Genomic DNA, 24,010 nt, shown 5'->3' on the forward strand with positions numbered 1-24,010 from the left:
CACCTCCCCTTTAAAAGTTTTCAAAAATTACTCATCCACACACGCCTTAACTCGTTTCTGAAATCGGGGTGTGCAACCGATATGAGGACTTCGGCCCGCTTGCGGACGCTTTTGCCTCTGAGCTCTGCAATGCCGTATTCCGTAACCACATAATGAACGTCATTTCGTGACGTCGTCACTGCAGCTCCCTTATCTATGAAGGGCACTATGCGGGAGACGGTGCCTTTTGCCGCCGTTGAAGGCATGGCTATTATGGATTTTCCACCTTTAGATCTTGACGCTCCTCTGACAAAATCAACCTGCCCCCCTACGCCGCTGTACTGACGAAATCCTATGGTGTCGGCACAGACCTGCCCCAGCAGGTCAACCTGAAGGGCCGAATTTATCGATATCATCTTTTCATGCTGCCCTATGATGCAGGGGTCATTTGTGTAATCCACAGGATGCATGGATACCGCAGGGTTGCTGTCAACAAATTCGTAAAGCTTCGATGTGCCCATGAGAAAGGTTGCAACCATCTTGCCTCTGTTGATCGACTTGGCCATGTTCGTTATCACGCCGGCTTCGTAGAGTTCCACGACGCCGTCTGAAAACATTTCTGTGTGAATTCCCAGGTCTTTCTTGTCTTTCAAGAATGAAAGGACGGCGTCGGGAATTGCACCGATGCCCAGTTGCAGGGTTGCGCCGTCATCAATCAGTTCTGCCACGAATTCTCCAATCCTCCGTTCCACATCGCCTATTGAAGGCCGGGGCAATTCGATAAGCGGTTCCTCGTATTCAACCAGTATGTCTATTTGTGAAATGTGGAGGAAGGATTCTCCGTACGTACGGGGCATGAGGGGGTTAACCTGGGCGATCACGGTTTTGGCGCATTCTGCCGCAGCCTTGGTGTAATCAACAGAGATGCCGAGGCTTACGAAGCCGTGCCTGTCGGGAGGAGATACCTGAATGAGAGCCACATCAACGGGTAGATAGCCCTCTCTGAAAAGTCTTGGAATTTCAGAAAAGAAACAGGGTGTGTAATCTGCCCGCCCTTGCTGGACGGCCTCCCTTGTGGTTGCTCCTACAAAAAGGGAGTTGTGGCGAAAGTGCTTCTCCATTCCCGGCTTACAGTATTCCGCCTTTCCCATGGCGACCATATGAACTATTTCAACATCTTCGAGTTCCGGTGCTCTGTCGACCAGGGCCTTCACCAGAACCTGAGGTTCCCCGCAGGCATGGGCCAGGACGACGCGATCTCCCGATTTTATCGCAGTGACGGCCTCATCCGGGGTTTTGAGTTTCTTTTTGTATTCTTCTTTCCACTTCTGCATGGTTTTTCTCCCTCGCAAGCCGCTGTAGTTCCTTACAGACAATTTCGCATAACCCCTTTTCCGGAACCTGCCGTTGATTGACCAGGGTTCCACTTACGATCAGGGCCGGTCTTTTCGGTTCTTCCGGGCGGATGCAACCCGCAGGGCATCCGTTAATTATGAGAAGCAGGTCCACTTCCGGGGGGCCTTCTGGATGGAGGTATGAGAAATTCCAGGTTGAAAAAGCCCTTTTTATGCAACGGAACAGCTCGCTTCTATTGATTAGGGGGTTGCATCCGCCGCAAAAAATGACTCCACATTTGACCATTTTCAAATCTTCTCCTCGTCAATTCCGGCGAGGAATCGGGCGAGGGCTTTTTTATGTTCGAGATTGGCCTGTCTGGAAATCATGATACGCTGTGCTTGAGGGGAACCTGCGCCGTGCATTGACTCCGTGCGGTAACCGACCGCATGGGTTCCCAGGGTCAGGCCTTCGATCAGCCGAAGTACCCTTAACCTGTGTTCCGTGGGCACACCTTCCACTCCCTTCAGATACTTCTGCACATAGGGCCCGATTTCCGGGTGAAAGAGGTCTTTTTCGGATGGTGCGGTCACAAGGAGTCCTCCCGCAATGTCTTCCGCCAGTCTGGCAATTTCGTAGGGGAATCTGGTGACGTTCTGTTTGCACACATTGGCAAGGAGCAGGTCTATGAGGTACGTTCCGGATGTTGTTGGGTAGCCTTGAGATGAGCATGCGATGCCACAGGCGTAGAGAGTTTCGTTCAGGTGAATCATTTCGATGATCTTCTCCCGAATGTGAGATGCCTTTTCCACTCCGTTGAATTCAGCTATCAAAGCGGCTGCTCCTATCAGCACGTCCCCGACTCCAACCTTGCAGCCCCCGTAGCTCTGTCGGTGATAACCTGCAAATCGCTCCACCAGCAGCCCGGCGTAGGAATATTCGCCGCACATGAACACTCGCTCCCAGGGTACGAAGACGTTGTCGAAGATAACCAGCGCTTCGTGACCGCCGTATCGGGCATTGCCGACATCTATGCACCCGCCTTCCAGTTTCCTGGTGTCACAACTCTGCCTTCCGTAGACATAAATGATTCCTTCGGTATCGGCCGGAACTGCAAAGGATACGGCATAGTCGGCATCATCTTCACGCATTGCTATGGTTGGCATGACGAGGATTTCGTGAGAGCTCAGAGCTCCCGTCTGGTGGGCCTTGGCTCCTCGCACGACGATTCCGTTCGACTTCTTTTCAACCACGTGTAAGTAGAGATCCGGATCGGCCTGCTGACTGGGCCTTAAACTCCGGTTGCCTTTAGGATCGGTCATGGCTCCGTCAACGGTGAGATCGTTTTCCTGCACGTAGCGGAGGTAACTGCGAAATCTTTTGTGATATTCGGTACCCAGTTCCTGATCCATCTCGAAGGTTACCGAATCAACGGCATTGATGGCGTCCATTCCGACACACCTCTGGAAGCAGGATCCCGTTTTTTGCCCCAGGAGCCGCAGCATTTTGACCTTCTTTATAAGATCTTCGGTGCTCTGATGGAGATGGGTGAAGCGGTTTACGATCTCTCCCGTGATATTCGACCGTGCGGTCATGAGATCACGGTGTAAGGGATCGTGGGCCAGTTCGTAGGTTCTGGCAACTGAGTTAATGGAAGGTCGGATGATGGGGTGATCGAGCACGCTTTCAACCTTCTGGCCGAAGAGATAAACTACCGGCCTGAGCTTTGATAAACTCTCAAGGTATTCTTCCGCAGTTTTTAATGCCATGGGCATTCCTCCTCTTTTTCTGAAGTTTCAAAGCCCAGAAAGGCAAGAATTGTGCCGTTCGTGAAAAGCTCCTTTTATAAGTGCTCCCGGGAAGCCGCCCGCCGGGAGAATGTGCAGTCCTGCAACGTGCTTTGTGGGTTTACGGGATCGGACATAAGGTAAATGAATGGATGTCCTTGTTGCAGAAGTGCACGATCGACTCCATGGTTTTATTGGATGGTTTTTAGAAACCCATTTTTTTATTATAGTAAGTCGGAAAAACCTGATTTCCGGAGTTATCGTGAAGGACAGCGTGAAAAAATTCCGAAACGCCGCAACCATAAGCTCAGGTGTTGCCCTTTACATTACCGACGGTAATGCAATAACTCTCGGCACTAACAGGGCTTATGAGCGGCTCACGGGCCTTCAGACATCAGACCTCGTTGGTAAACACATGCGAGAACTCGTTGAAGAGGGCTTTTTTGACCGTTCCGTAAGCCTTCTTGTTCTCGATAAGGGGGATCGTGAGACCATTTCCCAGAGTATCATCCCGACCGGTAGGCAGGTCATCGTAACGGGCAATCCGGTTTTCACAAAAGATGGTAAGCTTTCTCTTATCGTCACAACCGTCGAGGGACTTAAAGAAGGGTCTTATGAAAGGGCCTCTTCAGAGCATTTTACCATGCCTCTTCTTTCGGGAACGGGAACAATAGTCGCCGCAAGTCAGCTCATGAGAGAAGTGATCGAAAGGGCTCTTCTGGCGGCTGGGTTTGATTCCACCGTTCTTATCGTGGGAGAAACGGGCGTTGGAAAAGAAGTCGTGGCAAGACTAATTCACGAAAGAAGTGCCCGTAAATCCGGGCCTTTTGTAAGGGTGAATCTGGCGGCCATTCCTCGAGAACTCTTCGAGGCCGAAATGTTTGGTTACAGGCCCGGTGCATTTACCGGAGCAAGCAGGTACGGAAAGGAAGGGCTGATAGTATCTGCGGAGGGGGGTACCGTTTTCCTGGACGAAGTGGGAGAACTGCCGGCGGATCTACAGGTCAAGTTGTTGAGAGTTCTTCAGGAAAAGGAGGTGCTTCCGGTCGGTGCCACTGAGGCAAGGAAGGTGGATGTCCGTTTCATTGCCGCAACAAACCGTCCCCTCGATGAAATGGTGGAAAGAGGCGACTTCAGAATGGATCTCTACTTCAGGCTTAACGTACTCCGGATTGATATACCTCCTTTGAGAGATCGTCCCCGTGATGTGGCAATTCTGGCCCAGCATTTTCTGCAGGAACTCAGGATGCGTTACAACATCGATAAGGCTCTATCGCCGGATGCAGTCCGGGTTATGCTGGGTTACAGCTGGCCCGGCAATGTCCGTGAACTTCAGAACCTTATAGAAAGGCTCTGTATTTTGACCCGGGAAAGGGTTATCTCGGCTCAGGACGTCATGCGGGAGTTGGGCTCTGGAGCCGATGAGGACTCAGAACCCCGGGTGTTCTCTTTCCAGCAGGCCGTTGAAGAATTTGAGAAAAAGCTCATAAAGCAGGCGTTACATCAATCGGGCGGTAACCTCGAAAAGGCTGCACACTGTCTCGGAATGCACAGAACCACCCTCTGGCGAAAGCTCAAAAAATACGGCCTTATGGGGAACTGCCCTAGCGAAGAAAACCTCTAACAGGCCTATCCTTTTCAAAGTATCTCGGCTTCATGTACTCGGCGGCCAGCCTGACATAATGTTTTGCCGTGTGGACAATCCATTCTATTTCCCGGTCCTCGAGCTTTCTCTGCACCTTTGCCGGAACCCCTGTCACGAGCGATCCGGCCGGGACCCTTGTACCCGGGGTCACCACCGCTCCTCCAGCAATTACGCAGTGACTTTCAATATAGGCTCCGTCCATTATGACAGCGCCCATCCCTATCAAGCACTCGTCTTCGATGGTGCATCCGTGTACCACGGCCCGATGTCCTATGGTAACCCGACTGCCGATGTTCAGCGGAAATCTGTCGGTTGTTACATGGAGTGTGGAGTGATCCTGTATGTTCGTTTCATCACCCACCCTGATGAAGTGGACGTCTCCTCTTATTACCGTGTGAAACCAGACGCTCGTATGGTTCCCCAGAACAACATCACCTATAACCCAGGCGCCCGGTGCGATGTAAACGTTTTCGCCCAATTGAGGAAACTTGTCTTTGTAGGCCAGAAGACCTTCCATGAGTCTCGACTCCTCCCGATTCATTGGAGATTGAGAATTCGCGCTATTTCTTCTGCCGCGTATTGGACGAATTTTCTGAATTCTTCGTCAGAAAGTTGCTTATTGGAGGCTGGAGATGGAATGTCCGGCGGCGGTTCCAGAGTCAGCGGAGCATTCTTGAGTTCTTCTCTTGGAACAACCTCGTACTCGGGTTCAAAGGAATCGGTAAAATACTTTTCCTGGAACACCGAAAACTTCAGCGAGTGTGCCGTTGCATCAAGGACTCCGTGCATGTTTTTGCTAATCCTTCCTTCGAGGACAAGGCGTTTCAGTCCGGCGAGACACTCACCTCCCTGAGTACAGGCTATGTGGCCGTTACGGTTGGCCGTAAGCATTGAGTCCATGATTTCCTGTTCGGATACCTCCACCACCATAAAAGCATCTGCCCGACCTGCCGTATCTCTGTACCTTTCCACAAGCTCGATGACCCTTGGCATTGAAACGGGGTTTCCTATCATAGCCGCCTGGGCAACACTGGGTCTCACCTTAACGGGACGGAACACCCGTCTGCGGGGATCCGACTCCAGGTAGTAGAGATAGACGGGGTTTGCGTGCTCGGATTGGACCCCAGCGATCACCGGAAGTTCCGTTATTATTCCAAGATCATAAAGTTTCAGAAAGCCGCTTAAAACGGCGGTGATATTCCCCGCATTGCCGATGGGCACGACCACCACCAGATTCCCCGTGTCGTATTCAAACTGCTGGGCAATCTCGAAACTGTAAGACTCCTGTCCCAGAATGCGCCAGGCATTTTTGGAGTTCATCAGTGCAACCGGATAGTGTTCTGAAAGGTACTCAACGACCTTCATACAGTCGTCAAACACACCCGGAAGCTCAATTACCGTTGCTCCATTGCCCAGAGGCTGGCTTAACTGTTGTGGTGTGACCCTGCCTCTTGGAAGAAGTACGGCAGAGCGAACCTCATTGGCAAAGTAGGATGCATACAACGCCGCGGAAGCAGAAGTATCGCCCGTGGATGCGCAAAGGGCTATCACATTTTTTAAACCCTTCTCCCCGGTCAAATAATTCAGATAGGAGAAGGCACTGGCCATGCCTCTATCTTTAAAAGATGCACTGGGGTTCTGGCCGTCGTTCTTAAAAGAAAAAGAAATACCCGCCCAATCGCATAATGCCCGATTGGCATGAACCACAGGAGTATGGCCTTCACCGAGATAGACTACGTATTTCAACGGTATAATGGAGCCCAGCAACTCGTGAAATCGATATATCCCTCTAACAGCGGTCTCATTCAGCATGCTCCGGTAATCGAAAACGTCCCGCCACACATCACCGGGGACTTTTTTTAGGCGATCCCATTCACGGTCTTCTATCAAAAGAACTCCACCACACTCAGGGCATACGTAGAGGAGCGAATCTATGGGATGAACCGAGTTACAGCCCAGGCACCTGTACTGGTAAAAACCCGACGGCTTGGGAATGATAAGGTCTCTTATGTTTTGAGGAATCCGGTCAACTCGCATAAGCTCCCATCCTGACAGAGATCAGTTTTTCGCCGTTATTTCACTAACGTCTGCCGATGTTTCCTCTTCGGCTTTTTCTTTCATGCGCCTCAGTAGTTCTGCAAAGGAGTTTTCCCTGATTATTTTCTGGCATTGAGTCCTCAGGTTTCTTACAAGGCTCACTCCGTCAAGGTAAACATCTCTGATAAGCCAGCCGTCTCCGCTTCTTTCAAGCCTGAAGTCTATGTCAACGCGCCCCTCTTCTTCATGATATACGGAGGTATAGACCATGGCCTTGCTACCTATGACCTTGATGTCCCGGATCTCGATTTCGAGGTCTTTGAAAAATTTTGCGGTGTTAGGGTAGGCTACTTTTTCGAGCAGTTCCACAAAGAGACTTTCAAACTGGCTTCGTCCTGAGGGGCCCACTCTATCCCAGTAGGAATCGAGGGCGTAGCGGCTTATGCCGTCTATGTCTATGAGTTCCGTTATCTCATCGTAGAGCTTTTCGTTTTTCTGCAGGTCTGCGGACGTAAGGGTTGTGGACGAGTCCTCGGTGTACCTGATGGAGCGAATCTTGTTTATCAGGTCGTCAATTGTGGCCTTTGGATCCGCCTGGGTTGCCGCCGAGCATAAGGGAGCAAGGAGCGTCGCCATAAGGCAGAAGAAGATGCCGATCCATAAGGGAATACCAGAGAAGGGGGTTGTAAGTTTCCCTGTCTTGAGGCTTCCGGCCATCATATTCCATCCCCGTGTTCATTCACCCAGATAGGCCTTTCTGACTCTCTCGTCTTCCAGCAATTCCTTTCCCGTTCCTTTTAATACCACACGACCGGTTTCCAGTACATAGCCGTAATGGGCGATATTGAGAGCTGCCATGGCATTCTGCTCGACCAGAAGTATTGTGGATCCCTGCTGGTTTATGGTCTGGATGGTTTCGAAAACTTCTTCCACGACAAGCGGTGCAAGTCCCAGAGACGGTTCGTCCAGAAGCACCAGGCTGGGTCGGCTCATGAGAGCCCGCCCGAGTGCCAGCATCTGCTGTTCGCCGCCGCTCAGGGTTCCGGCAAGCTGTTTTCTTCTTTCCGCCAATCTCGGAAACAGGGAAAAAACCCACTCCAGATCTTTTTGAAATTCCTGAGGAGGGCGATTGTAGGCTCCCAGTTCGAGGTTTTCGATAACCGTCAGATTGGCAAAAACCCGTCTCCCTTCAGGGCTTATCCCGATACCCCGACGCATGATTTCGTGGGTTTTCAACCGGGTCAGGTCTTCTCCGTTGAAAACTATCCGGCCCTGTCTGGGCCTTACCAGCCCAACGATGCTTCGAAGGGTGGTGGTTTTACCCGCACCGTTTGCTCCTATCAGGGTGACGATCTGGCCTTTTTCTACCTTCACGCTTATCCCTTTAAGAGCGTGAATCCCGCCGTAGTAAACGTGGATATTATCGACGAGCAGCATGTTTAGGCTCTCCCAGATAGGCTTTAATGACCTCCGGATTGTTCTGAATCTCCTCAGGTGTCCCTTCCGCAATTGTGTTACCGTAATCCAGAACCTTGATCCGTTCACATAAGCCCATTACAAATTTCATGTCGTGTTCGATTAGAAATATCGTGAGGTTGAATCGGTCCCGTATTTTTCTCACGAATTGAGCGAGTTCCATCGTTTCTTGAGGGTTCATCCCCGCAGCGGGCTCATCGAGAAGGAGCAACTTCGGAGACGTTGCAAGGGCTCTGGCTATTTCAAGCCTTCTCTGCTGTCCGTAGGGCAGCGCACCGGCTTTTTCGCCTGCAAGGTGCGCAAGCCCCACCTCTCTGAGGATTTCCATTGCCTCTTCACGCATCTGTTCCTCTTCTGCCCGATATTTTCTCAACCCCAGTATAGCATGCCAGAAGGAGGATCTTAGCCTGTGATGGTATGAAACCATCACGTTATCGATCACGGTAAGATCGTTAAAAAGCCGGATGTTCTGAAACGTTCTGGCTATACCCTTAGCCGTTATCCTGTAAGGTGGATAGCCGGTGATGTCCTCATCCTGCCAGATTATCCTTCCCGAAGTCGGGACAAGCATTCCGGTAATCATGTTGAAGACGGTGGTCTTGCCGGCTCCGTTGGGGCCTATAAGCCCCATGAGTTCGCCGCCTTTAAGGGTAAGAGAAAAGTTGTTCACGGCCACGAGGCCGCCGAATCGCATCGTGAGTTCTCGTGCTTCAAAAAACACGGAATTTCCGCCGTTCATGCCCTCTGACTCCTGAAGAGCTTTTCGATCAGCCAATCCCAGCTGAATTCGTTTCTCCCTGTTATTCCTCTTCGGGCGAAGATGATAACCAGCATCAGGATAATACTGAATATAACCATTCTCATTCCCGGAATTCCCGGAATATGAACCGGCCCTATGTCAATGGGGCTTTCAACTACTCGAAGGGCTTCGCCTCCCCAGGCAAAGAGTGTTGCTCCGATCACCGCTCCGGTGGTGCTACCAAGCCCCCCGACAACTATTATGATCAGAAGATTGAAGGTAAGAAAGAAGGTAAACAGGGTGGGGGAGATTGTGGTAATGAGGTGAGCCAGAAGGCCGCCTGCAACGCCGGAAAAAAAGGCGCTCACCAGAAAGGCAAGCATGAGGTGACGAAAGGGGTCTATTCCCATGGCCTTGGCCGCAATTTCGTCTTCACGAATGGCTTTCATCGCAAGGCCCCAGCTACTGTTTATGAGCCTCTGTACGGCGATAATCGTAATTATGGCTATGCTCCAGGACCACCACACGTTGGTGTAAGGTGTCAGCCCTTTTAGACCAAGAGGCCCGTTTGTGACATTCTGAAGAGCATTGCAGAGTACCCTGACCACTTCGCCGAAACCCAGTGTTACAATGGCAAGGTAGTCTCCTCTCACCCGCAGAACCGGAAAGCTTATCAGAAAGGCAAAAAAAGTGGTTACCAGACCTGCCGCAACCAGGCTGACAACAAAAGGAACCTGAATTGAATTCAGAGGCCAGATAAGAGGCTCGATAATGAAGCTCAACTGTTTTTCCGCCGGGCTCATGGTGAGCAGTGCGGACGTGTAGGCCCCTATGGTGATAAAGGCGTTTGGCCCTAAGTGTAGAAGGCCGCATATACCGTTCACCAGGTTGTAACTTACCGCAAGGGTAATGAAAACCGCTATGTTGTTGAGTATCCTTATCTGGTATTCCGTGCCGTACTTCTGAAAAAACCACAAAACCGTATATATGATAAGAATGCTTACGCAGTTGAGGATCAGGTTTCGTGTCTTTTTTGTCATTGTCTCAGGTGAGTCCTCCTTAAGTTTTTTCTACAATGGGTTCCCCCATTATCCCGGTAGGTCTGAAAAGAAGAACAAGGATGAGAATTACAAAGGCAAAGGCGTCTCTGTACTGAGCCAGCTCGGGCATGAAGGCCACGAGGAGTATTTCCCCGACTCCCAGGAGAAATCCTCCCAGAACGGCACCTATTATGTTTCCAATACCCCCGAGAACGGCCGCAATAAAGGCCTTTAACCCCGGTATAACGCCCATGAAGGGGTTTACCTGAGGGTACTTCATTGCCCACATGATACCACCAGCGGCGGCAAGTGTTGAGCCCAGCAGGAAAGTCAGGGCTATTATTCTGTCGAGATCAATGCCCATCAGTCTCGTTGTTTCGAAATCTCTGGATGCCGCCCGCATGGCCTTGCCCGCTTTGGTGTAGTAAACGATGTAGAGAAGACCGAAAAGAAGCATCAGGGTTATAATCGGAGTATATATCGTGAGCATCTGAACCCTGACCCCGCCTATTTCAATAACCTTTGCAAACAATTGGGGTCGTGGAAAGGCCTTGGGAACACCGCCTATGATGACAAGGGCAAGATTTTCCAGCAGGAAGCTTGCTCCTATGGCCGATATGAGCAGAGATATTCTCGGGGCATCGCGCAGCGGCTTATAGGCACAACGATCCAGCAGGATACCAACAAAACCGGTAACCGCCATTGCCACCGGGAAGCTCAGATACCAGGGCAGAGAGAAAAGGGATATACCGTATATTGCCGTGTAAGCGGCAACCATGAGAAGATCGCCGTGGGCAAAATTTATCAGCCTTAAAATTCCGTAAACCATTGTATAACCTATGGCAACCAGGCCGTAGAGGCTGCCGAGAGAAATTCCATTGGTAAGCTGCTGAAGGAAGATTTGTGTAGTCACTTTAAGCGCCGATCTCCTTTCTCACAGAGGTTTTCTACCCGGTCGTAAAAAAGGCAGAGAGTCGGTCCTCTCTGCCCTCATGATCACAGGCCCAAAGGGCTCCCTTCGGTTTTACGGATTTACCGTTGTTACGTAAACAAACTTCCCGTTTTCAACCTTATTTATGACAACACTTTTAATGGGGTTACCGCCTTCACCCATAGTGATTATACCGGAAACTCCTTCAAAATCCTTGGTGGCCGCCAGAGCATCCCTGATTTTGGTACCGTCGGTGGAACCGGCCTGTTCAATGGCATTTACCAGAAGGAAATAGGCATCGGCGGCAAGAGCGCCAAAAGCATTGGCTTCCTTCTTATACTTTTCTTCGTAGCGCCTTATGTACTCCTTGGCCCTCTCGGTGGTGGCCGCTTCTTTGTGGAAGTGAGCGGTGAAATACATGTTCTCTACGGCCTTCCCGCCGATCTGGATCAGCTCATCGGCCTGAGCGCCGTCACCGGTAAGAATCGGGACGTTGATCCCCAGGTCTCGTGCCTGCTTGGCCATAAGAGCATCTTCAGTGTAGTAGTTGGGCGCATAAATGAGATCGGGATTCGCCGCCTGAATGGCACTCAACTGAGCCGTAAAGTCCTGGTCTCCTGTCTGGATGTAGGTGGTAGCCACAACTTCGCCACCCAGCTTAACAAATTCCTTAACGAAGAAATTGGCAAGACCTACGCAGTAATCCTGAGCAATGTCTATAATGACGGCCGCTTTTTGAGCCTTCAGATGTTCACGGGCAAAACGGGCTGCAACCTGCCCCTGAAAGGGATCTATAAAACAGGCACGGAAGGCATAATTTTTACCCTGCGTTACAAGAGGATTGGTTGCCGTAGGGCTTATGGATGGTATCTTTGCCGCTTCAGAAATGGGGTTACCTGCCATCGTGTTTCCGCTTATGGCTTCACCGATGATCCCCACCACTTTTTCCTTTTCAACAAGCCGGCTAACCGCATTGGCCGCTTCGATCTTGTCGCTTTTGGTGTCCACAAGAACCAGCTCAATTTCTTTGCCCAGAGCTTTGGGCATCATCTCATTGGCAATCTGGATGCCTTCCCATTCCATCTGTCCGTAAGCAGCAACGGCTCCGGTCATCGGCAGGTACACACCGATCTTTATTTTGTCCTGAGCCTGCGTGGGTGGAACGAAAAGGAAACTCACTATCGCCAAAATTGCCAGAAGTCCGACAAACAATCTGCCCTTCATGATTTTCCTCCTTTTTTTAACTTTAGGGAAAGAAGACCTTACCAGAATACTCTGTCCGATACCGCAACTTTATTGTCGTTAAAAAGAATTTCTGTCAAGGAAAAGTAACTCGCCCTTAACACTCCTTGTTCAGAATAACCTTGACACCAAAGACAGGAACATTAGCCTATTAAAAGCATGGACAGAGGGATGGAGGCAACCCGATAAGGGGAGGAGTTGTTCATGGGTGAAGATTTTGATCTGGATTTCGATAAGATCGGCGAAGAGGATTATCAGCTCGCAGATGAGATGGCACTGCGCAAGTTCCGGAAAAATGTCGGCAATCCCAGCAGGCGCCGTCAGGAACTGGAAATGCTCTTAAAGGAGGAGCTTGGGAAGCCCGAAGAAATTCGAGATGCTCAGAAGATTGCCTGGCTGGAAGAGGAGTTGAAAACCTTTGAACATCGAGATTCCTGATGCCCTGTAAGCCGTCCTTGAAGCAGCTTATTGCCACCCTGTTGGTGTATTTTCTGTTCCTTTCCTCCGGTTTTACCAATGCGAAGGCAGAAAAGGGTGTTGACTTTGTCATTCCGTCAAAGCCGGGTGACACCTTCGTAGTTTTAAAAAACGGTCTGACCCTGTTGATAAGCAGGGATCCCCTGAGTCCCCTGGTTGCCATCAGGATAGCCGTAAAAACTGGATCCCTTTACGAACCGCCTCTTTCGGGCCTGTCACACTACCTTGAACATGTTGTTGCCGGTGGATCGACGAAAAGATTTTCGGAGAAAGAGGCACAGGAGCTCGTCAAAAAACTCGGGGGGGCCACCAACGCATCTACATCCTATGCCACTACCGAGTACTACATAACCACACTTCCGGAAAAATGGCAAACTGCACTGGATCTGATGCTGTCCTACCTTCATGATTGCCTTTTTGATCCCCGTGAGGTTGAACGGGAAAAAGGGGTGATACTGAGAGAAATGCAGATGGGTGAAAACAATCCGGAGCGCCAGCTCTGGTATCTTTTCTTCCGAAGTGCCTACAGAATCCACCCCGTGCGCAACCCGGTTATAGGCGCTAAGGAGGTTTTCGAGAAACTCTCAAGGGACGACCTTATAGACTACTATCGCCGCTGGTATGTTCCTTCACGCATGGTGATATCCGTAGTCGGTCCTGTGCAAGGAGACGAGGTTATCAGAACCGTTGCCCAGAGAACCTCAAACTGGGAAACCGGTGCGGTTTCCGAACCGGTACTGCCTGATGAACCTCTACCCGTGAGGGAAAAACGCATCGTAAAAACGATGAATTTTGTGAAACAGCCCCGAACAATGATAGGCTTTCCCTCTGTAACCGTTTACGATCCCCGGATGTATCCGCTGGATGTTCTGGCGGAGATACTCGGGGGTGCCAAATCCGGCCTGCTGGTCAGAAGGCTCAAAGACGAATTAAACCTCGTAACCGACATAATCGCCTTTAATTGGACGCCTTCTTTCGTCAGGGGACAATTTATCATATCCTTTGACAGATTTTCGGAGAGCAGGCCCGAAGACGTTGAAATGGCAGTTCGTGAGGTTATAGAAGAAGTTAAAGCCGATGGAGTTACAAAGAGAGAGCTGGAAGCGGCCAAGAAGCGTATATCGGCAAGGTTTGTTTTCGAAAGACAAACTGCCATGGCCAGAGCCGCATCGTTAATAAGCTCTTATATAGAGACCGGAGATCCTTATTTTGAAGAATCTTATGTTGAGAAAATTTCTCAGGTATCTCAAAAAGATGTCCAGAGTGCGGCGAAAAAGTATCTGGACTGGAGCAGGGCAACCGTAGTAAGTCTTGAACCTCCGGGGTTAGAAGTCGGGAAAAAACCGGCAGTCCAGGGGGCGCCTTCCTCAGCTTTGCACAGACCGGAAATAATGACCCTTGAAAACGGCCTGCGTGTTCTGATCAAAAGCGACAGGAGATCTCCCGCCCTTTACATAAAGCTTTACGGAATAGGAGGGCAGATAACCGATCCCCCGGAAAAGCCGGGCCTTGCCCACTTTGTTGGATCGTTGCTCACATCGGGAACCAGAAGGTACACAAGAGAAGAGATTGTTCAAAGGATTGAAGCCCTTGGTGGAGAAATCAGCTGCGGAGCCGGTCGGAATTCCTACTTTCTGTCCATCAAACTGCTTCGTGATGACCTGCCAACCGGATTAAAAATCCTCAAAGAAATCCTTACCTCGAGTACCTTCCCGCCAGAGGAAATTGAGAAAAAACGAAGGGAGACCCTGACGGAAATAGGCAGGCTTAAAGAAAGGTGGGAGCAGGAATTGCTTCTGGAGCTTCACGGCCGTTTCTTCAGCAAGCATCCCTATCGTTTCAGCCAGCTTGGAACCTTGGAAGCCGTCAAGGAGTTCTCCCGTGAGGACGTGGTTGACTATTATCGGCGAGTGATCGTCCCATCGGATGCGGTCCTGGCCGTTTACGGTGATGTGGATGTGGATAAGTTGAAAAGGGTTCTTAAGAAGACCCTGGGTAAGTGGAATAGAAAAAAGGAAGTCTCTCCCTTAAGGGTTTTTCCGAAAGAGGTGGATCCTGCCGAACCCGGAAAAACCTTCAGGATATTAACAGAGAAGAGCTCGGCAGGCCTGCTGATTGCGACCTCGGGCCTTGACATTCACAGTCCCCTTCGTCCGGCTCTGGACGTTCTCGATGCCCATCTTTCGGGTATCCAATATCCGGGAGGGCGGCTCCACGAGGCTCTTAGAGGTGGCGCCAACAATTACGTTTACGTTGTCCATGCCTTTCCTTTTTACGGGGTTAAGGGAGGATATTTTGGGATAATCACCCAGACCGCTCCGGAAAAAGTGAACAGGGTTCTTTCGATTATTTTCGACGAACTGAAAAGAGTTATGGACAGGCCTCTATCATCAACGGAACTGGCGGAAGCAAAAGAGATGATTCTGACGATGAAAACCTTTTCGCTGGAGAGCATCGAGGCACAGGCATCTGAAGAGGCCTTAAACGAGCTTCTGGGGCTTGGACGGGACTACCGGGCTCGTTACGAAGAGAAGCTGAAAGCTCTATCTTCGGAGGAAGTCCAGAAACTGGCAAGGGAGCTTTTCAAAAGATACATCATTATAGAAAGCCTTCCGGAGGGTCACTCCGAAGGCGCCGAATAGAAGATCCTTCCGGCAACCTTCTCTTTCTTTACCTTGCCTGAAGTGGTGAGTTCATCCAGAAGGCCTTGCAGACGGTCAAAGGGAATGGCCAGACTATCCGCCAGCTCGTCGGCCGTACAGGGCCTTCTTGAGACTACTGCGATGACCTTATCCGGTATCTGAAAAGGCGTCAGAGGTTTTGCACTGTTCTTTTTCCGGTACTTCCCGATGACACGACATTTGAAAGGTCTGAGGGTCGCAGCAGCATTTACGAGCTCCTCTTCATCGAGACCCTGAACTCCGGAAGCCGTGCCGGGCCGTGCAAGGGTGTTAAGATCAACGAGGTCGGGTTTTATTTTACCAATCAGCCTCTTGAAGCTCTCAAGTATTTCGGGTGAATCATTGATGCCTTTCAGAAGAAAAACCTCAAGTACATAGGAACCGGAATAGTCCTTGCGAAAGGCAACAAGCCCTTTTACATACTGATCCCAGGATATTGCGGGGTGAGGACGGTTAATCCTTCGCCAGATTTCCGGAGACGGTGCGTCTAGGGACGGAACGACGAAATCTGCGAGAATTAAAGCTCTTCGTACTTCATCGTTCCACAAAAGAGAACCGTTGGTCAGCACTCCCACGGGAATACCGGGATAAAGCTTCTTTATCCCATAGATGAGCTCGTTAAGGTGGGTGTACAGCGTCGGCTCTCCGGACCCGGAGAAGGTTATTACATCGACCGGTGCAGAGGCCTCCGAAGTAAAGTATTCCCTCAGTTCGTTAAGGATCAGGCCCGGATCGGCAAAGCAGGAACGATCAACTGTGAGCTCTGTTGTCCTGCCGCACTCACAGTAAAGGCAATCGAAGGTGCAGGTTTTTCGCGGGGTTACGTCAATGCCCAGAGAACGGCCGAGCCTTCGAGACGGCACCGGCCCGAATATGAACTTAGGCTTCACCGTCACAGCACCTGGCCTGCATTATATCCTCGCGCTTCTTCGTGTAAACGTCACAGGCCTCACAGGAAAGACCCTTCTGGACGCAGGCTCTGGGTTTAAGCTCCCAGCAGGGAACGGGGAAGTTGAGAATTGCAGGGCACTGCTTTCTCGTCTCCTCATCACAATTGCGTATCTGCCAGCACGGAGCCATAGAAAGCAGTTTTTTTACTCCGGCAATGTTTAATCCCTCTTCAGAAAGTAATTTTCTCAGACACTTCAACCACTGAAGATCGCTGTTGGAATAATACCTCTTGCCGCCTCTTCTGGCGGGTCTTATCAGGCCTTCCTGTTCATAGACTCTCAGGGTTCTGGGGTGGATCTGAAGGAGATCGGCTACCACTCCGATGGAATATAGAGGATGGTTGGGGTTGATTTCCTTAACCATAGCGACTAACCCTCCGCTTGAGAATAAGTTCACAATGTAAGCACTCTACACTTTGCTTCATCACACCTGAGACTAGCTTCAGCTATGTGATCTGTCAAGTTCCATGTTATTAAATCCAACCATGAAGTGTGATGTCAGAGTGAATACCTCGGGAAATCTTACCGTGATAAAATCTCTTGAGAAAAAACCGTTGCCCTGCATGACCAAAAGCTTCATAATCACACAGCCAATCGGGTTAATCTCAGGAAATTCTCTCAGGAAGGAGTCGCCTATGCGAAGTGATCTTATGAAAAGCGGCCTCGAAAAGGCCCCTCACCGCTCTCTTTTCAAGGCAATGGGTTATACCGACGAGGAACTCCAGAGACCTCTTATAGGCATTGTCAACTCCGCAAACGAGATCATCCCGGGCCATATCCATCTCGACAGGATTGCCGAAGCGGTAAAGGCCGGTGTCAGAATGGCCGGAGGCACTCCCGTTGAATTCCCCGTTATCGGCGTATGCGACGGAATTGCCATGAATCATGAAGGTATGAAATATTCCCTTGCAAGCAGAGAGCTCATCGCCGACTCCGTTGAGCTCATGGCAAAAGCACACCCTTTTGACGGTCTGGTGCTGATCCCCAACTGCGATAAGATCATACCGGGTATGCTTATGGCGGCACTCAGACTGAACATACCTTCCATAGTTGTCAGCGGTGGCCCCATGCTTGCCGGAAGGCTGGGAAGTCAACCGGTCGATCTGATTTCCGTCTTTGAGGCGGTGGGCAGTGTCAGAGCGGGAAAGATGGATAGGGAGACCTTAAAGGAACTGGAAGACGAAGCCTGCCCCGGATGCGGGTCCTGTGCCGGAATGTTTACGGCAAATTCGATGAACTGTCTTGCCGAAGCCCTCGGATTGGCCCTTCCCGGAAACGGCACGATCCCTGCCGTCCATGCGGCCAGAATCCGTCTGGCCAAGTATGCAGGAATGAGAATCGTCGAACTTGTCAGAAAGGGAATATACCCGAGAGACATTGTCGTTAAGGAAGCCTTTGAAAATGCAATCGCCGTTGATATGGCTCTGGGATGCTCCACAAATACGGTACTTCATGTACCGGCAATCGCCCATGAAGCCGGGATATCCATAGATCTGAACATATTCAACGACATAAGCAGGAAAACGCCTCATCTGTGTTCTCTCAGACCAGGCGGCCCCCATTTCCTCGAGGATCTCCACCGAGCAGGCGGTATCCCTGCCGTTATGAAGGTGCTTGCCGATGCAGGGCTCGTTAACAGGGATTTACCCACGGTTTCCGGTAAAACGGTTGGAGAAATAGTGGATGCGGCGGCAGTGCGTGACTCCGAAGTGATCCGACCTGTAGAAAGAGCATATCATGCCGAAGGGGGAATTGCCGTTCTGTACGGAAACCTTGCTCCCGAAGGGGCCGTGGTGAAACAGTCCGCCGTGGCTCCGGAGATGATGAAAAGAACGGGAAGGGCCAGGGTTTTCGACAGCGAACAGGAGGCGGCAAAGGCAATCCTCGACGGAGTAATCCAACCTGGCGAAGTTGTCGTTATAAGGTATGAAGGCCCCAAGGGAGGTCCCGGTATGCAGGAGATGCTGTCCCCCACGGCGGCCATTGTGGGACGTGGCCTGGATAAGGATGTGGCTCTCATAACCGACGGAAGATTCAGCGGCGGTACTCGAGGAGCAGCTATTGGGCATGTGTCCCCGGAAGCGGCAGCAGGAGGCACAATAGCACTCGTGAAGGATGGAGACGAAATTCTGATCGATATACCCGGAAAGAGACTTGAACTTCTGGTAGACGAGGGTACCTTAGAAAAGCGAAGGATGGAGTGGACCCCTCCTCCTCCCAGAATAACTTCCGGCTACCTGGCACGCTATGCGGCCATGGTTACATCGGGTGCCAGAGGAGCGGTCCTGGAGCTAAGAGGACAGCTATGAAATCTGGAAGGATATTCTCATGGCATGATGATTTCTGGTTTGAATACTCCTTTTTGAAACCCAAAGGGCTTGATCTTGCCGTAGAACAGGCCATTCGTAAGGTGTGGAAGTCCGAACGGCGATATTCGGTTCTGGACGTGGGGTGCGGATCCGGAAGATTCTTAAGATGGCTTGACCAACTGGGGCATCATGCCGTGGGTATAGATCCTTCCGCCGAGCTGGTGAGAAAAGCTTCCGGGCGGGTATCTTCCAGGGTCGTCGTAGAAAGGGCCTTTGCCGAGAGTCTGCCCTTTGAAGATTCTTCCTTCGACTACGTTTTCTTCGTATTCAGTCTTGAATTCGTTCATAACCCGGTGCAGGCACTTTCGGAGGGGCTCCGTGTTGCCCGCAGGGGTGTCTTCATCGCTTCTTTGCAAAAGTGTTCCCCTCTGGTTTTCGGCGAATGTTTTCGCAGTGGGCGCTGGTGGGTCTGGGATGAAAGCACCGAGGTAACTCATCCCGGTGGTTTGGGTAAGACCATCGGTCGTGTTCTGGAGAACAAAAAGGGCTTATCTCCGGTTGCTCTGGAGATGGAATACCTCTGGCCGGGAAATGTCTGGATCGGAGGCCTTAAAATAGTCGGTAAGATCCTCGCTCCCGTCGTTCTGGCCAGTCTTACGAAGGCAATTCCCGTTGATTTCAGACTACCGGTTCTGAAGCGGCTCGAGGATCTCAGGCCCTTGACGACACCCTTCCCCAACGGAGTGCCGGTAATTCGGTGGAATACTTTTATGCGGAATAAAAGAGGCGTAATCAGAAAGGAATACGGGAATGAAAGAATGTTTACTGTATGAAGTCAGGGATAACAAAGCTGTAAGATGCCTGACCTGCGCTCACAAGTGCTTAATAAAACCGGGAAAGAAGGGAATATGTCACGTAAGAGAAAACCGGGACGGTGTACTTTATGCGCTGAACTATGCAAAGGTCGTTGCAAGAAATGTTGACCCCATTGAAAAAAAACCTCTATTTCACTTCCAGCCGGGGTCACTGAGTTACTCCATTGCCACGGTAGGTTGTAACTTCCGATGCCTTTTCTGTCAGAATGCCGACATTTCTCAGATGCCCAGGGATCAGGGAATTATTTACGGGCGTGAAGTTCCTGCCGAAGCCGTTGTGGAAGATGCTCTGAGGCACAACTGTCTTTCCATATCATATACATACACGGAACCGACTATTTTCCTGGAATACGCCTATGAAGTGATGACCCTCGCCAGAAAGGAAGGGTTAAAAAACGTTTTTGTTACCAACGGGTACATGAGTGAAGAGGCCGTCGGCCTCCTGAGCGATGTGCTCGACGGAGCAAACGTGGATCTAAAAGCTTTTAACGATAAGTTTTACAGGGAGCAATGCGGCGCCAAGCTTGAACCCGTTTTGAAGGCCATTCGACTCCTGAAAGAAGCCGGGGTATGGATTGAGATAACAACCCTTTTAATCCCAGGACTTAACGACGATCCCGGGGAATTAAAAGATTTGGCCGGGTTCATTTATTCTGTGGACCCTGCCATTCCATGGCATATAAGTCGATTTCATCCCGCCTATAAGACCTTCAACATACCTCACACGCCTCTGGAGACCCTTCACAGGGCGAGAAAAATAGGTATTGATATGGGTCTCAAATATGTTTACACCGGTAACGTTCCGGGAGATGAAGGAGAAAATACCTTCTGCCCGCACTGTGGAGCCAAGATAATAGCCAGGGTGGGCTTCTCCAGCCGGGTGGTAAACTTAACGGATAAAGGAACCTGTTCTCGCTGTGGTTATGGAATTGAGGGAGTCTGGGGCAGGTGAAAGGCAGGCTTACAGAGATTTCGGACCTTCCGTCTCTCAGGAAAGACATCCTTCTAACTCTGTACGAGCTCCTTTTTAAACATTTTGGGCCTCAAAACTGGTGGCCGGCCGAGACGCCCTTCGAGATGATTGTCGGAGCAATACTTACTCAGTGCACATCATGGAGCAACGTTGAAAAGGCAATAGATAGATTAAAATCTGCCGGAAAACTCTCTCTGGAAGCCTTGCTTGAAACAGATTACGAAGAAATTGAAGAACTTATAAAGCCATCCGGATACTTCCGGCAGAAAGCAGTTAAGTTGAAGAATTTCGTGAATTACATCGCCGTGGAATGGGATGGGGATCTGGAAGCCTTCCTGGACCAGGAACTCGAAACACTTCGAAAGGCTCTTCTGAACATAAACGGTATAGGCCCCGAAACGGCCGACAGCATAATTCTATACGCTGCTAACAAGCCGATATTTGTTGTGGATCGCTATACTTACCGCTGTGTTTATCGCCACGGCTGGTTTGACGGCCCTTTTCACTACGGGCGGCTTCAGAGCTTTTTCATGGAAACACTGGAAGCCAGCGTATCTCTCTACCAGGAGTACCATGCTCTTTTTGTTCAGCTGGGAAAATATTATTGCCGCACGAAACCCAGATGCCTGGAATGCCCGGTGGGTAAATTCATAAAACCTAGGAGGACGCTATGATTAAAGTGGAGAAAATTCTGGTTCCTGTAGATTTTTCGGAAAGCTCTAAAAAGGCCGTTAGGTATGGAGTCGTTTTTGCCAGAGAGATGGGAGCAGAACTCTATTTCTATCACGTCATAAATCAGCGCATCGTTGATGCTATTCATGAGCTGAGCGTCAAAGGGTATAAGGGTGAATTCCTTGAGGTTATGTCGAAGGTGATCTCCGACAGGGAAAACGAGCTTAAGGTTTTCGTACCGGAGGAATGGAGAGAAGGCCTTAAGGTGAATTTCCTGATCGATCAGGGGAAGCCCGGTAAGGCCATTGTGGACAAAGCCAGAGATCTCAATGTGGACCTCATCATCGTGGGATGCCAGGGACATTCTGCTCTGGGAGGACTTCTTCTCGGAAGCGTAGCCCAATATGTGGTCAATCACGGTCCCTGTCCCGTTCTGGTAGTTCATCCAAAAGAAAAGGACTTTGCCGAATAATCAGGCATGAAGGGAGGGTAACGGCTGCGTTATTCTCCCTTTCTCCTAACATACTCAATAACCCTTCTCAGAAGCTCATCCCTGAGGTTTTCTCGGTTTCCGGGGTCAAGGACGAGGATCACTGCACCGGGCATGGATTTTATTCGTTCCACGAATTTTCCGCCTCTTATGGGTACTGTGGCAATAAGTGGATTGGGGGCTTCCATAATAGAGAGAATCTTTCGGCAGAAGTCCTGGGACAGGCACTCCATCTTCCCTATTTCATCGATAAGGATTAGGGTATTTTCTGACGGAGGATTCATGGAAGGAAGGGCAACGGAGTCAATATTTTCCACAAGCACCTTGTATTTACCCACGGTGTAAGGACTTTTTGCGTCTTTGTGGGCAAGTAGGGCTTCCGTACCGTCCCATGTTTTTATTATAAAGCCGGTTCGGGAGCCTTCTTTGCGGATTTCTTCTGTATAAAAACCGCAGATTTCGTATCCGCTCAGGCGGAGGTGATGCCCCAGATGCTTGATTATGGTTGTTTTTCCACAACCTGGTTTGCCCGTTATGAAGAGCCTGAAAGGTTTTTGCATCTTATTTCCACCTTTCCCTCCGATTTGAGCGAAGAACCCGCTCTGCTAAGGCGTCCTGTGGACGACCCTGTCTGGAATAATATATGCCGTAAGGTTCAGAAAAGGTACGCTTTTTTTGACGGCAGTACACGCCAAATTTTGGCCTCCCTGGCTTCGATGATCACCTCTTTGATCCATCTCCTGGATCCGGTGATGGACGAACTCTGTAAAAGGACCTGCAGGTTTTGCTCCGATATATGCTGTGTGGGAAGTGAAGTATATTACAATGAGACGGACCTTTTTTACTTTGCCGCCTGTGGAAAAGGCTACCCCAGGGGGCAGACTCGAAGAACCGGAGAAGTTTCTCTTTGCCGCTACTGGTATCCCTGCTTTGGATGCCTTCTTCCCCGATCACAAAGGCCTTACACCTGTACCTGGTTTATCTGTAGCGATCAGTCTCAACTATTAGAGACCCTTTTTAAACCTCGTGATATAAGAAGAATTAACGCATCTTTCGAGAGCATACGAAGACTGAGGCTTATATTGAGCTCTATTTTTATGAAATCTGGAGATCTCGGCTATGAATTTTCGAAGCTTCTGGAATGACAGGAAATGGGACGGACCTCTCAAAGTTGCTCTTGAAATGGAGCTGTCAAGAATAAAGATTCCGACAAGAAGAGGAAAAACCATTGAAAAATATTTTGCGGACCTTCACGATTATGCAACCACCTTTGCACTGAGAAAGATTTCTTTTCTTGATGAGTTCGAACGCAAAAACGGTATCACCTTTTCAGAGCGGTACAGACGTAAATATCTGGCAACCTGCTTTGACAGCTATTGTGAGGATCTTCAAAAGGTGGTGTTTGGTTTTCTTGAGGTTATTTATCCCTTTATCCTTTTTGACAGCAGAGATAAAAAATCGGAGGTTGAGCTGGCGGAGGTGTGCTCAAAGAGGTTTGAAGAGGTCTTCGAAAGGTGGTTTCTCGAGCCTCTTCGCACTTATATGGAAGTAATACTGCGGGATCCCGTCTGGAGCACCGAACATTCCAGGAAATTTCGCCGGATGCATGATGACATCTGCAGGTCCATCAGAAAGAAAGGCATCAGGGAAATCAGGAAGTTCTTTTCAGGTCTGTCCGAAAAAGAACTCCTGGATAATGCCGAAAAATTCAAAGAGTTTCGAGAGAAACTGCGATCTGAAGGATTTGATTGCTGACCGCTTCTGGTTTGACTCGAGCGGGGGCGTCGGCCTCTAGGACTAACGCCCCGGAATTACCTTAAGACTGAGTCCGCTTCCTTCTGGCTTCTATGGCTTTGCGCAGGTTCTCGGGTATGCCGCGTTTCTTGGCCTGTTCCTTCCTGATTTCGGACAGCGATCTGGCAGAAAGGGTCTGTTTGGGTGAAAATCCCCACTTATGACGATATTCCGAAGGCGTCATGTTGTGCTGTGTACGCAGATGGTTGGCGGTAAGCTGCTTAAATTTTGCACCACACTCGAGGCATATTACATAATCGTCCTGAATGGAATCCATAGGGCTCGATAGACCCTCCGGCAAAACCACTTCTTTTACCAGTTCCTCTGCAACACCTGATTCCTCGGCCTGCTTCAGCTCCAGAAGAGTCTGAAAGATCATCTTGAGCGACTTTTGAACATCATCGGCGGTCATAGGCTCGTTCATTACCATGTTCTGTACAATCTCGACAGCCATTTCTACAAGTTTTTTGCTCATACCAGACTCCCTCCATTACTGATATTTGATTCGTTTATAATTTAAAGTCATCTATTCTATATGTAAACCCAAAAACCGTCGAACTGCCGAAAAAATACCCGAT

The 24,010-nt window shown here is 50.0% G+C and carries 25 protein-coding genes; 10 read left to right on the forward strand and 15 right to left on the reverse strand.

Going from position 1 to position 24,010, the window contains the following annotated elements:
* Positions 1-20 precede the first annotated feature (20 nt).
* The 3 genes from BM091_RS08780 to BM091_RS08790 are packed head-to-tail and all read right to left on the reverse strand — an operon-like array spanning position 21 to position 3,083.
* Positions 21-1,313 (reverse strand): acetyl-CoA hydrolase/transferase family protein, encoded by a 1,293-nt coding sequence (locus tag BM091_RS08780; protein WP_093395077.1) that lies wholly within the window; start codon positions 1,311-1,313, stop codon positions 21-23.
* On the reverse strand, positions 1,264-1,620 hold the full coding sequence (locus BM091_RS08785) for a hypothetical protein (RefSeq protein WP_093395079.1): 357 nt from the start codon (positions 1,618-1,620) through the stop codon (positions 1,264-1,266). Before BM091_RS08785 ends, BM091_RS08780 begins: the two co-directional genes overlap by 50 nt.
* A 2-nt stretch (positions 1,621-1,622) precedes the next feature.
* Positions 1,623-3,083 (reverse strand): 4-hydroxyphenylacetate 3-hydroxylase family protein, encoded by a 1,461-nt coding sequence (locus tag BM091_RS08790; RefSeq protein WP_093395080.1) that lies wholly within the window; start codon positions 3,081-3,083, stop codon positions 1,623-1,625.
* A 166-nt stretch (positions 3,084-3,249) separates the two neighbouring features.
* Here BM091_RS08790 and BM091_RS08795 point away from each other — a divergent pair, with 166 nt between their 5' ends.
* Positions 3,250-4,725: a sigma-54 interaction domain-containing protein gene (locus BM091_RS08795; RefSeq protein WP_093395082.1), complete on the forward strand. Its 1,476-nt coding sequence runs from the start codon at positions 3,250-3,252 to the stop codon at positions 4,723-4,725.
* On the opposite strand, the gene BM091_RS08800 is transcribed toward BM091_RS08795, so the two are convergent.
* The 8 genes from BM091_RS08800 to BM091_RS08835 form a co-directional block, all read right to left on the reverse strand.
* A complete protein-coding gene (locus BM091_RS08800; RefSeq protein ID WP_093395084.1) occupies positions 4,706-5,263 on the reverse strand; it encodes a gamma carbonic anhydrase family protein in 558 nt (185 codons plus the stop codon). The two genes, BM091_RS08795 and BM091_RS08800, sit on opposite strands and share 20 nt — an antisense overlap.
* Before the next feature lie 20 nt (positions 5,264-5,283).
* The gene (gene thrC, locus BM091_RS08805) at positions 5,284-6,783 is read right to left on the reverse strand and encodes a threonine synthase (protein ID WP_093395086.1); all 1,500 of its coding nucleotides are present in this window, start codon (positions 6,781-6,783) and stop codon (positions 5,284-5,286) included.
* Between the two features lie 21 nt (positions 6,784-6,804).
* A complete protein-coding gene (locus BM091_RS08810; RefSeq protein WP_093395088.1) occupies positions 6,805-7,503 on the reverse strand; it encodes an MlaC/ttg2D family ABC transporter substrate-binding protein in 699 nt (232 codons plus the stop codon).
* A 15-nt stretch (positions 7,504-7,518) separates the two neighbouring features.
* Positions 7,519-8,220, reverse strand: a complete 702-nt coding sequence (locus tag BM091_RS08815; RefSeq protein WP_093395090.1) for an ABC transporter ATP-binding protein — start codon at positions 8,218-8,220, stop codon at positions 7,519-7,521.
* Positions 8,204-8,998: an ABC transporter ATP-binding protein gene (locus tag BM091_RS08820; RefSeq protein ID WP_093395091.1), complete on the reverse strand. Its 795-nt coding sequence runs from the start codon at positions 8,996-8,998 to the stop codon at positions 8,204-8,206. The genes BM091_RS08815 and BM091_RS08820 overlap by 17 nt, the downstream gene beginning before the upstream one ends.
* Complete coding sequence (locus BM091_RS08825; protein WP_093395093.1) at positions 8,995-10,038, reverse strand: branched-chain amino acid ABC transporter permease; 1,044 nt, start codon at positions 10,036-10,038, stop codon at positions 8,995-8,997. Before BM091_RS08825 ends, BM091_RS08820 begins: the two co-directional genes overlap by 4 nt.
* Before the next feature lie 19 nt (positions 10,039-10,057).
* Positions 10,058-10,951, reverse strand: coding sequence for a branched-chain amino acid ABC transporter permease (locus BM091_RS08830; RefSeq protein ID WP_093395095.1), 894 nt, complete (start codon positions 10,949-10,951; stop codon positions 10,058-10,060).
* A gap of 111 nt (positions 10,952-11,062) precedes the next feature.
* Complete coding sequence (locus tag BM091_RS08835; protein ID WP_093395096.1) at positions 11,063-12,193, reverse strand: ABC transporter substrate-binding protein; 1,131 nt, start codon at positions 12,191-12,193, stop codon at positions 11,063-11,065.
* Positions 12,194-12,415: 222 nt separating this feature from the next.
* On the opposite strand from BM091_RS08835, the gene BM091_RS08840 reads away from it, so the two are divergent.
* Both BM091_RS08840 and BM091_RS08845 read left to right on the forward strand, forming a co-directional pair.
* Complete coding sequence (locus BM091_RS08840) at positions 12,416-12,649, forward strand: hypothetical protein (protein ID WP_093395098.1); 234 nt, start codon at positions 12,416-12,418, stop codon at positions 12,647-12,649.
* Positions 12,649-15,330 carry a M16 family metallopeptidase gene (locus BM091_RS08845; protein ID WP_093395100.1) on the forward strand — a complete coding sequence of 894 codons (2,682 nt, stop codon included), beginning with the start codon at positions 12,649-12,651 and terminating at the stop codon, positions 15,328-15,330. Before BM091_RS08840 ends, BM091_RS08845 begins: the two co-directional genes overlap by 1 nt.
* Here BM091_RS08845 and BM091_RS08850 read toward each other — a convergent pair.
* Together BM091_RS08850 and BM091_RS08855 are read right to left on the reverse strand one after the other, a co-directional pair.
* Positions 15,309-16,265: a radical SAM protein gene (locus tag BM091_RS08850; RefSeq protein ID WP_093395102.1), complete on the reverse strand. Its 957-nt coding sequence runs from the start codon at positions 16,263-16,265 to the stop codon at positions 15,309-15,311. The genes BM091_RS08845 and BM091_RS08850 overlap by 22 nt on opposite strands.
* Positions 16,249-16,683, reverse strand: coding sequence for a MerR family transcriptional regulator (locus BM091_RS08855; protein WP_093395103.1), 435 nt, complete (start codon positions 16,681-16,683; stop codon positions 16,249-16,251). The genes BM091_RS08850 and BM091_RS08855 overlap by 17 nt, the downstream gene beginning before the upstream one ends.
* 271 nt (positions 16,684-16,954) lie before the next feature.
* Between BM091_RS08855 and ilvD the strand changes: the two genes are divergently transcribed.
* The 5 genes from ilvD to BM091_RS08880 are packed head-to-tail and all read left to right on the forward strand — an operon-like array spanning position 16,955 to position 21,620.
* Positions 16,955-18,628 carry a dihydroxy-acid dehydratase gene (gene ilvD / locus BM091_RS08860; RefSeq protein ID WP_093395105.1) on the forward strand — a complete coding sequence of 558 codons (1,674 nt, stop codon included), beginning with the start codon at positions 16,955-16,957 and terminating at the stop codon, positions 18,626-18,628.
* Positions 18,625-19,461 carry a class I SAM-dependent methyltransferase gene (locus BM091_RS08865; protein ID WP_093395107.1) on the forward strand — a complete coding sequence of 279 codons (837 nt, stop codon included), beginning with the start codon at positions 18,625-18,627 and terminating at the stop codon, positions 19,459-19,461. The genes ilvD and BM091_RS08865 overlap by 4 nt, the downstream gene beginning before the upstream one ends.
* Positions 19,439-20,455, forward strand: coding sequence for an AmmeMemoRadiSam system radical SAM enzyme (gene amrS / locus BM091_RS08870; RefSeq protein ID WP_093395109.1), 1,017 nt, complete (start codon positions 19,439-19,441; stop codon positions 20,453-20,455). Before BM091_RS08865 ends, amrS begins: the two co-directional genes overlap by 23 nt.
* Entirely contained in the window at positions 20,452-21,150 is a 699-nt protein-coding gene (locus BM091_RS08875) for an endonuclease III domain-containing protein (RefSeq protein ID WP_245735327.1), read from the forward strand. The genes amrS and BM091_RS08875 overlap by 4 nt, the downstream gene beginning before the upstream one ends.
* Positions 21,147-21,620 (forward strand): universal stress protein, encoded by a 474-nt coding sequence (locus BM091_RS08880; RefSeq protein ID WP_093395111.1) that lies wholly within the window; start codon positions 21,147-21,149, stop codon positions 21,618-21,620. Before BM091_RS08875 ends, BM091_RS08880 begins: the two co-directional genes overlap by 4 nt.
* 29 nt (positions 21,621-21,649) lie before the next feature.
* Here the strand turns inward: BM091_RS08880 and BM091_RS08885 are convergent, their stop codons facing one another.
* On the reverse strand, positions 21,650-22,198 hold the full coding sequence (locus BM091_RS08885) for an NTPase (protein ID WP_093395113.1): 549 nt from the start codon (positions 22,196-22,198) through the stop codon (positions 21,650-21,652).
* Here BM091_RS08885 and BM091_RS08890 point away from each other — a divergent pair.
* Positions 22,193-22,783: a hypothetical protein gene (locus BM091_RS08890; RefSeq protein ID WP_093395114.1), complete on the forward strand. Its 591-nt coding sequence runs from the start codon at positions 22,193-22,195 to the stop codon at positions 22,781-22,783. The genes BM091_RS08885 and BM091_RS08890 overlap by 6 nt on opposite strands.
* Positions 22,758-23,393, forward strand: coding sequence for a hypothetical protein (locus BM091_RS08895; RefSeq protein ID WP_093395116.1), 636 nt, complete (start codon positions 22,758-22,760; stop codon positions 23,391-23,393). Before BM091_RS08890 ends, BM091_RS08895 begins: the two co-directional genes overlap by 26 nt.
* A 61-nt stretch (positions 23,394-23,454) precedes the next feature.
* Here BM091_RS08895 and BM091_RS08900 read toward each other — a convergent pair whose 3' ends face one another.
* Positions 23,455-23,907: a Ros/MucR family transcriptional regulator gene (locus tag BM091_RS08900; RefSeq protein ID WP_093395118.1), complete on the reverse strand. Its 453-nt coding sequence runs from the start codon at positions 23,905-23,907 to the stop codon at positions 23,455-23,457.
* Between the last annotated feature and the right edge of the window lie 103 nt (positions 23,908-24,010).

The organism is Thermodesulforhabdus norvegica (assembly GCF_900114975.1).
GTDB classification, from domain to species: Bacteria; Desulfobacterota; Syntrophobacteria; order Syntrophobacterales; family Thermodesulforhabdaceae; genus Thermodesulforhabdus; species Thermodesulforhabdus norvegica.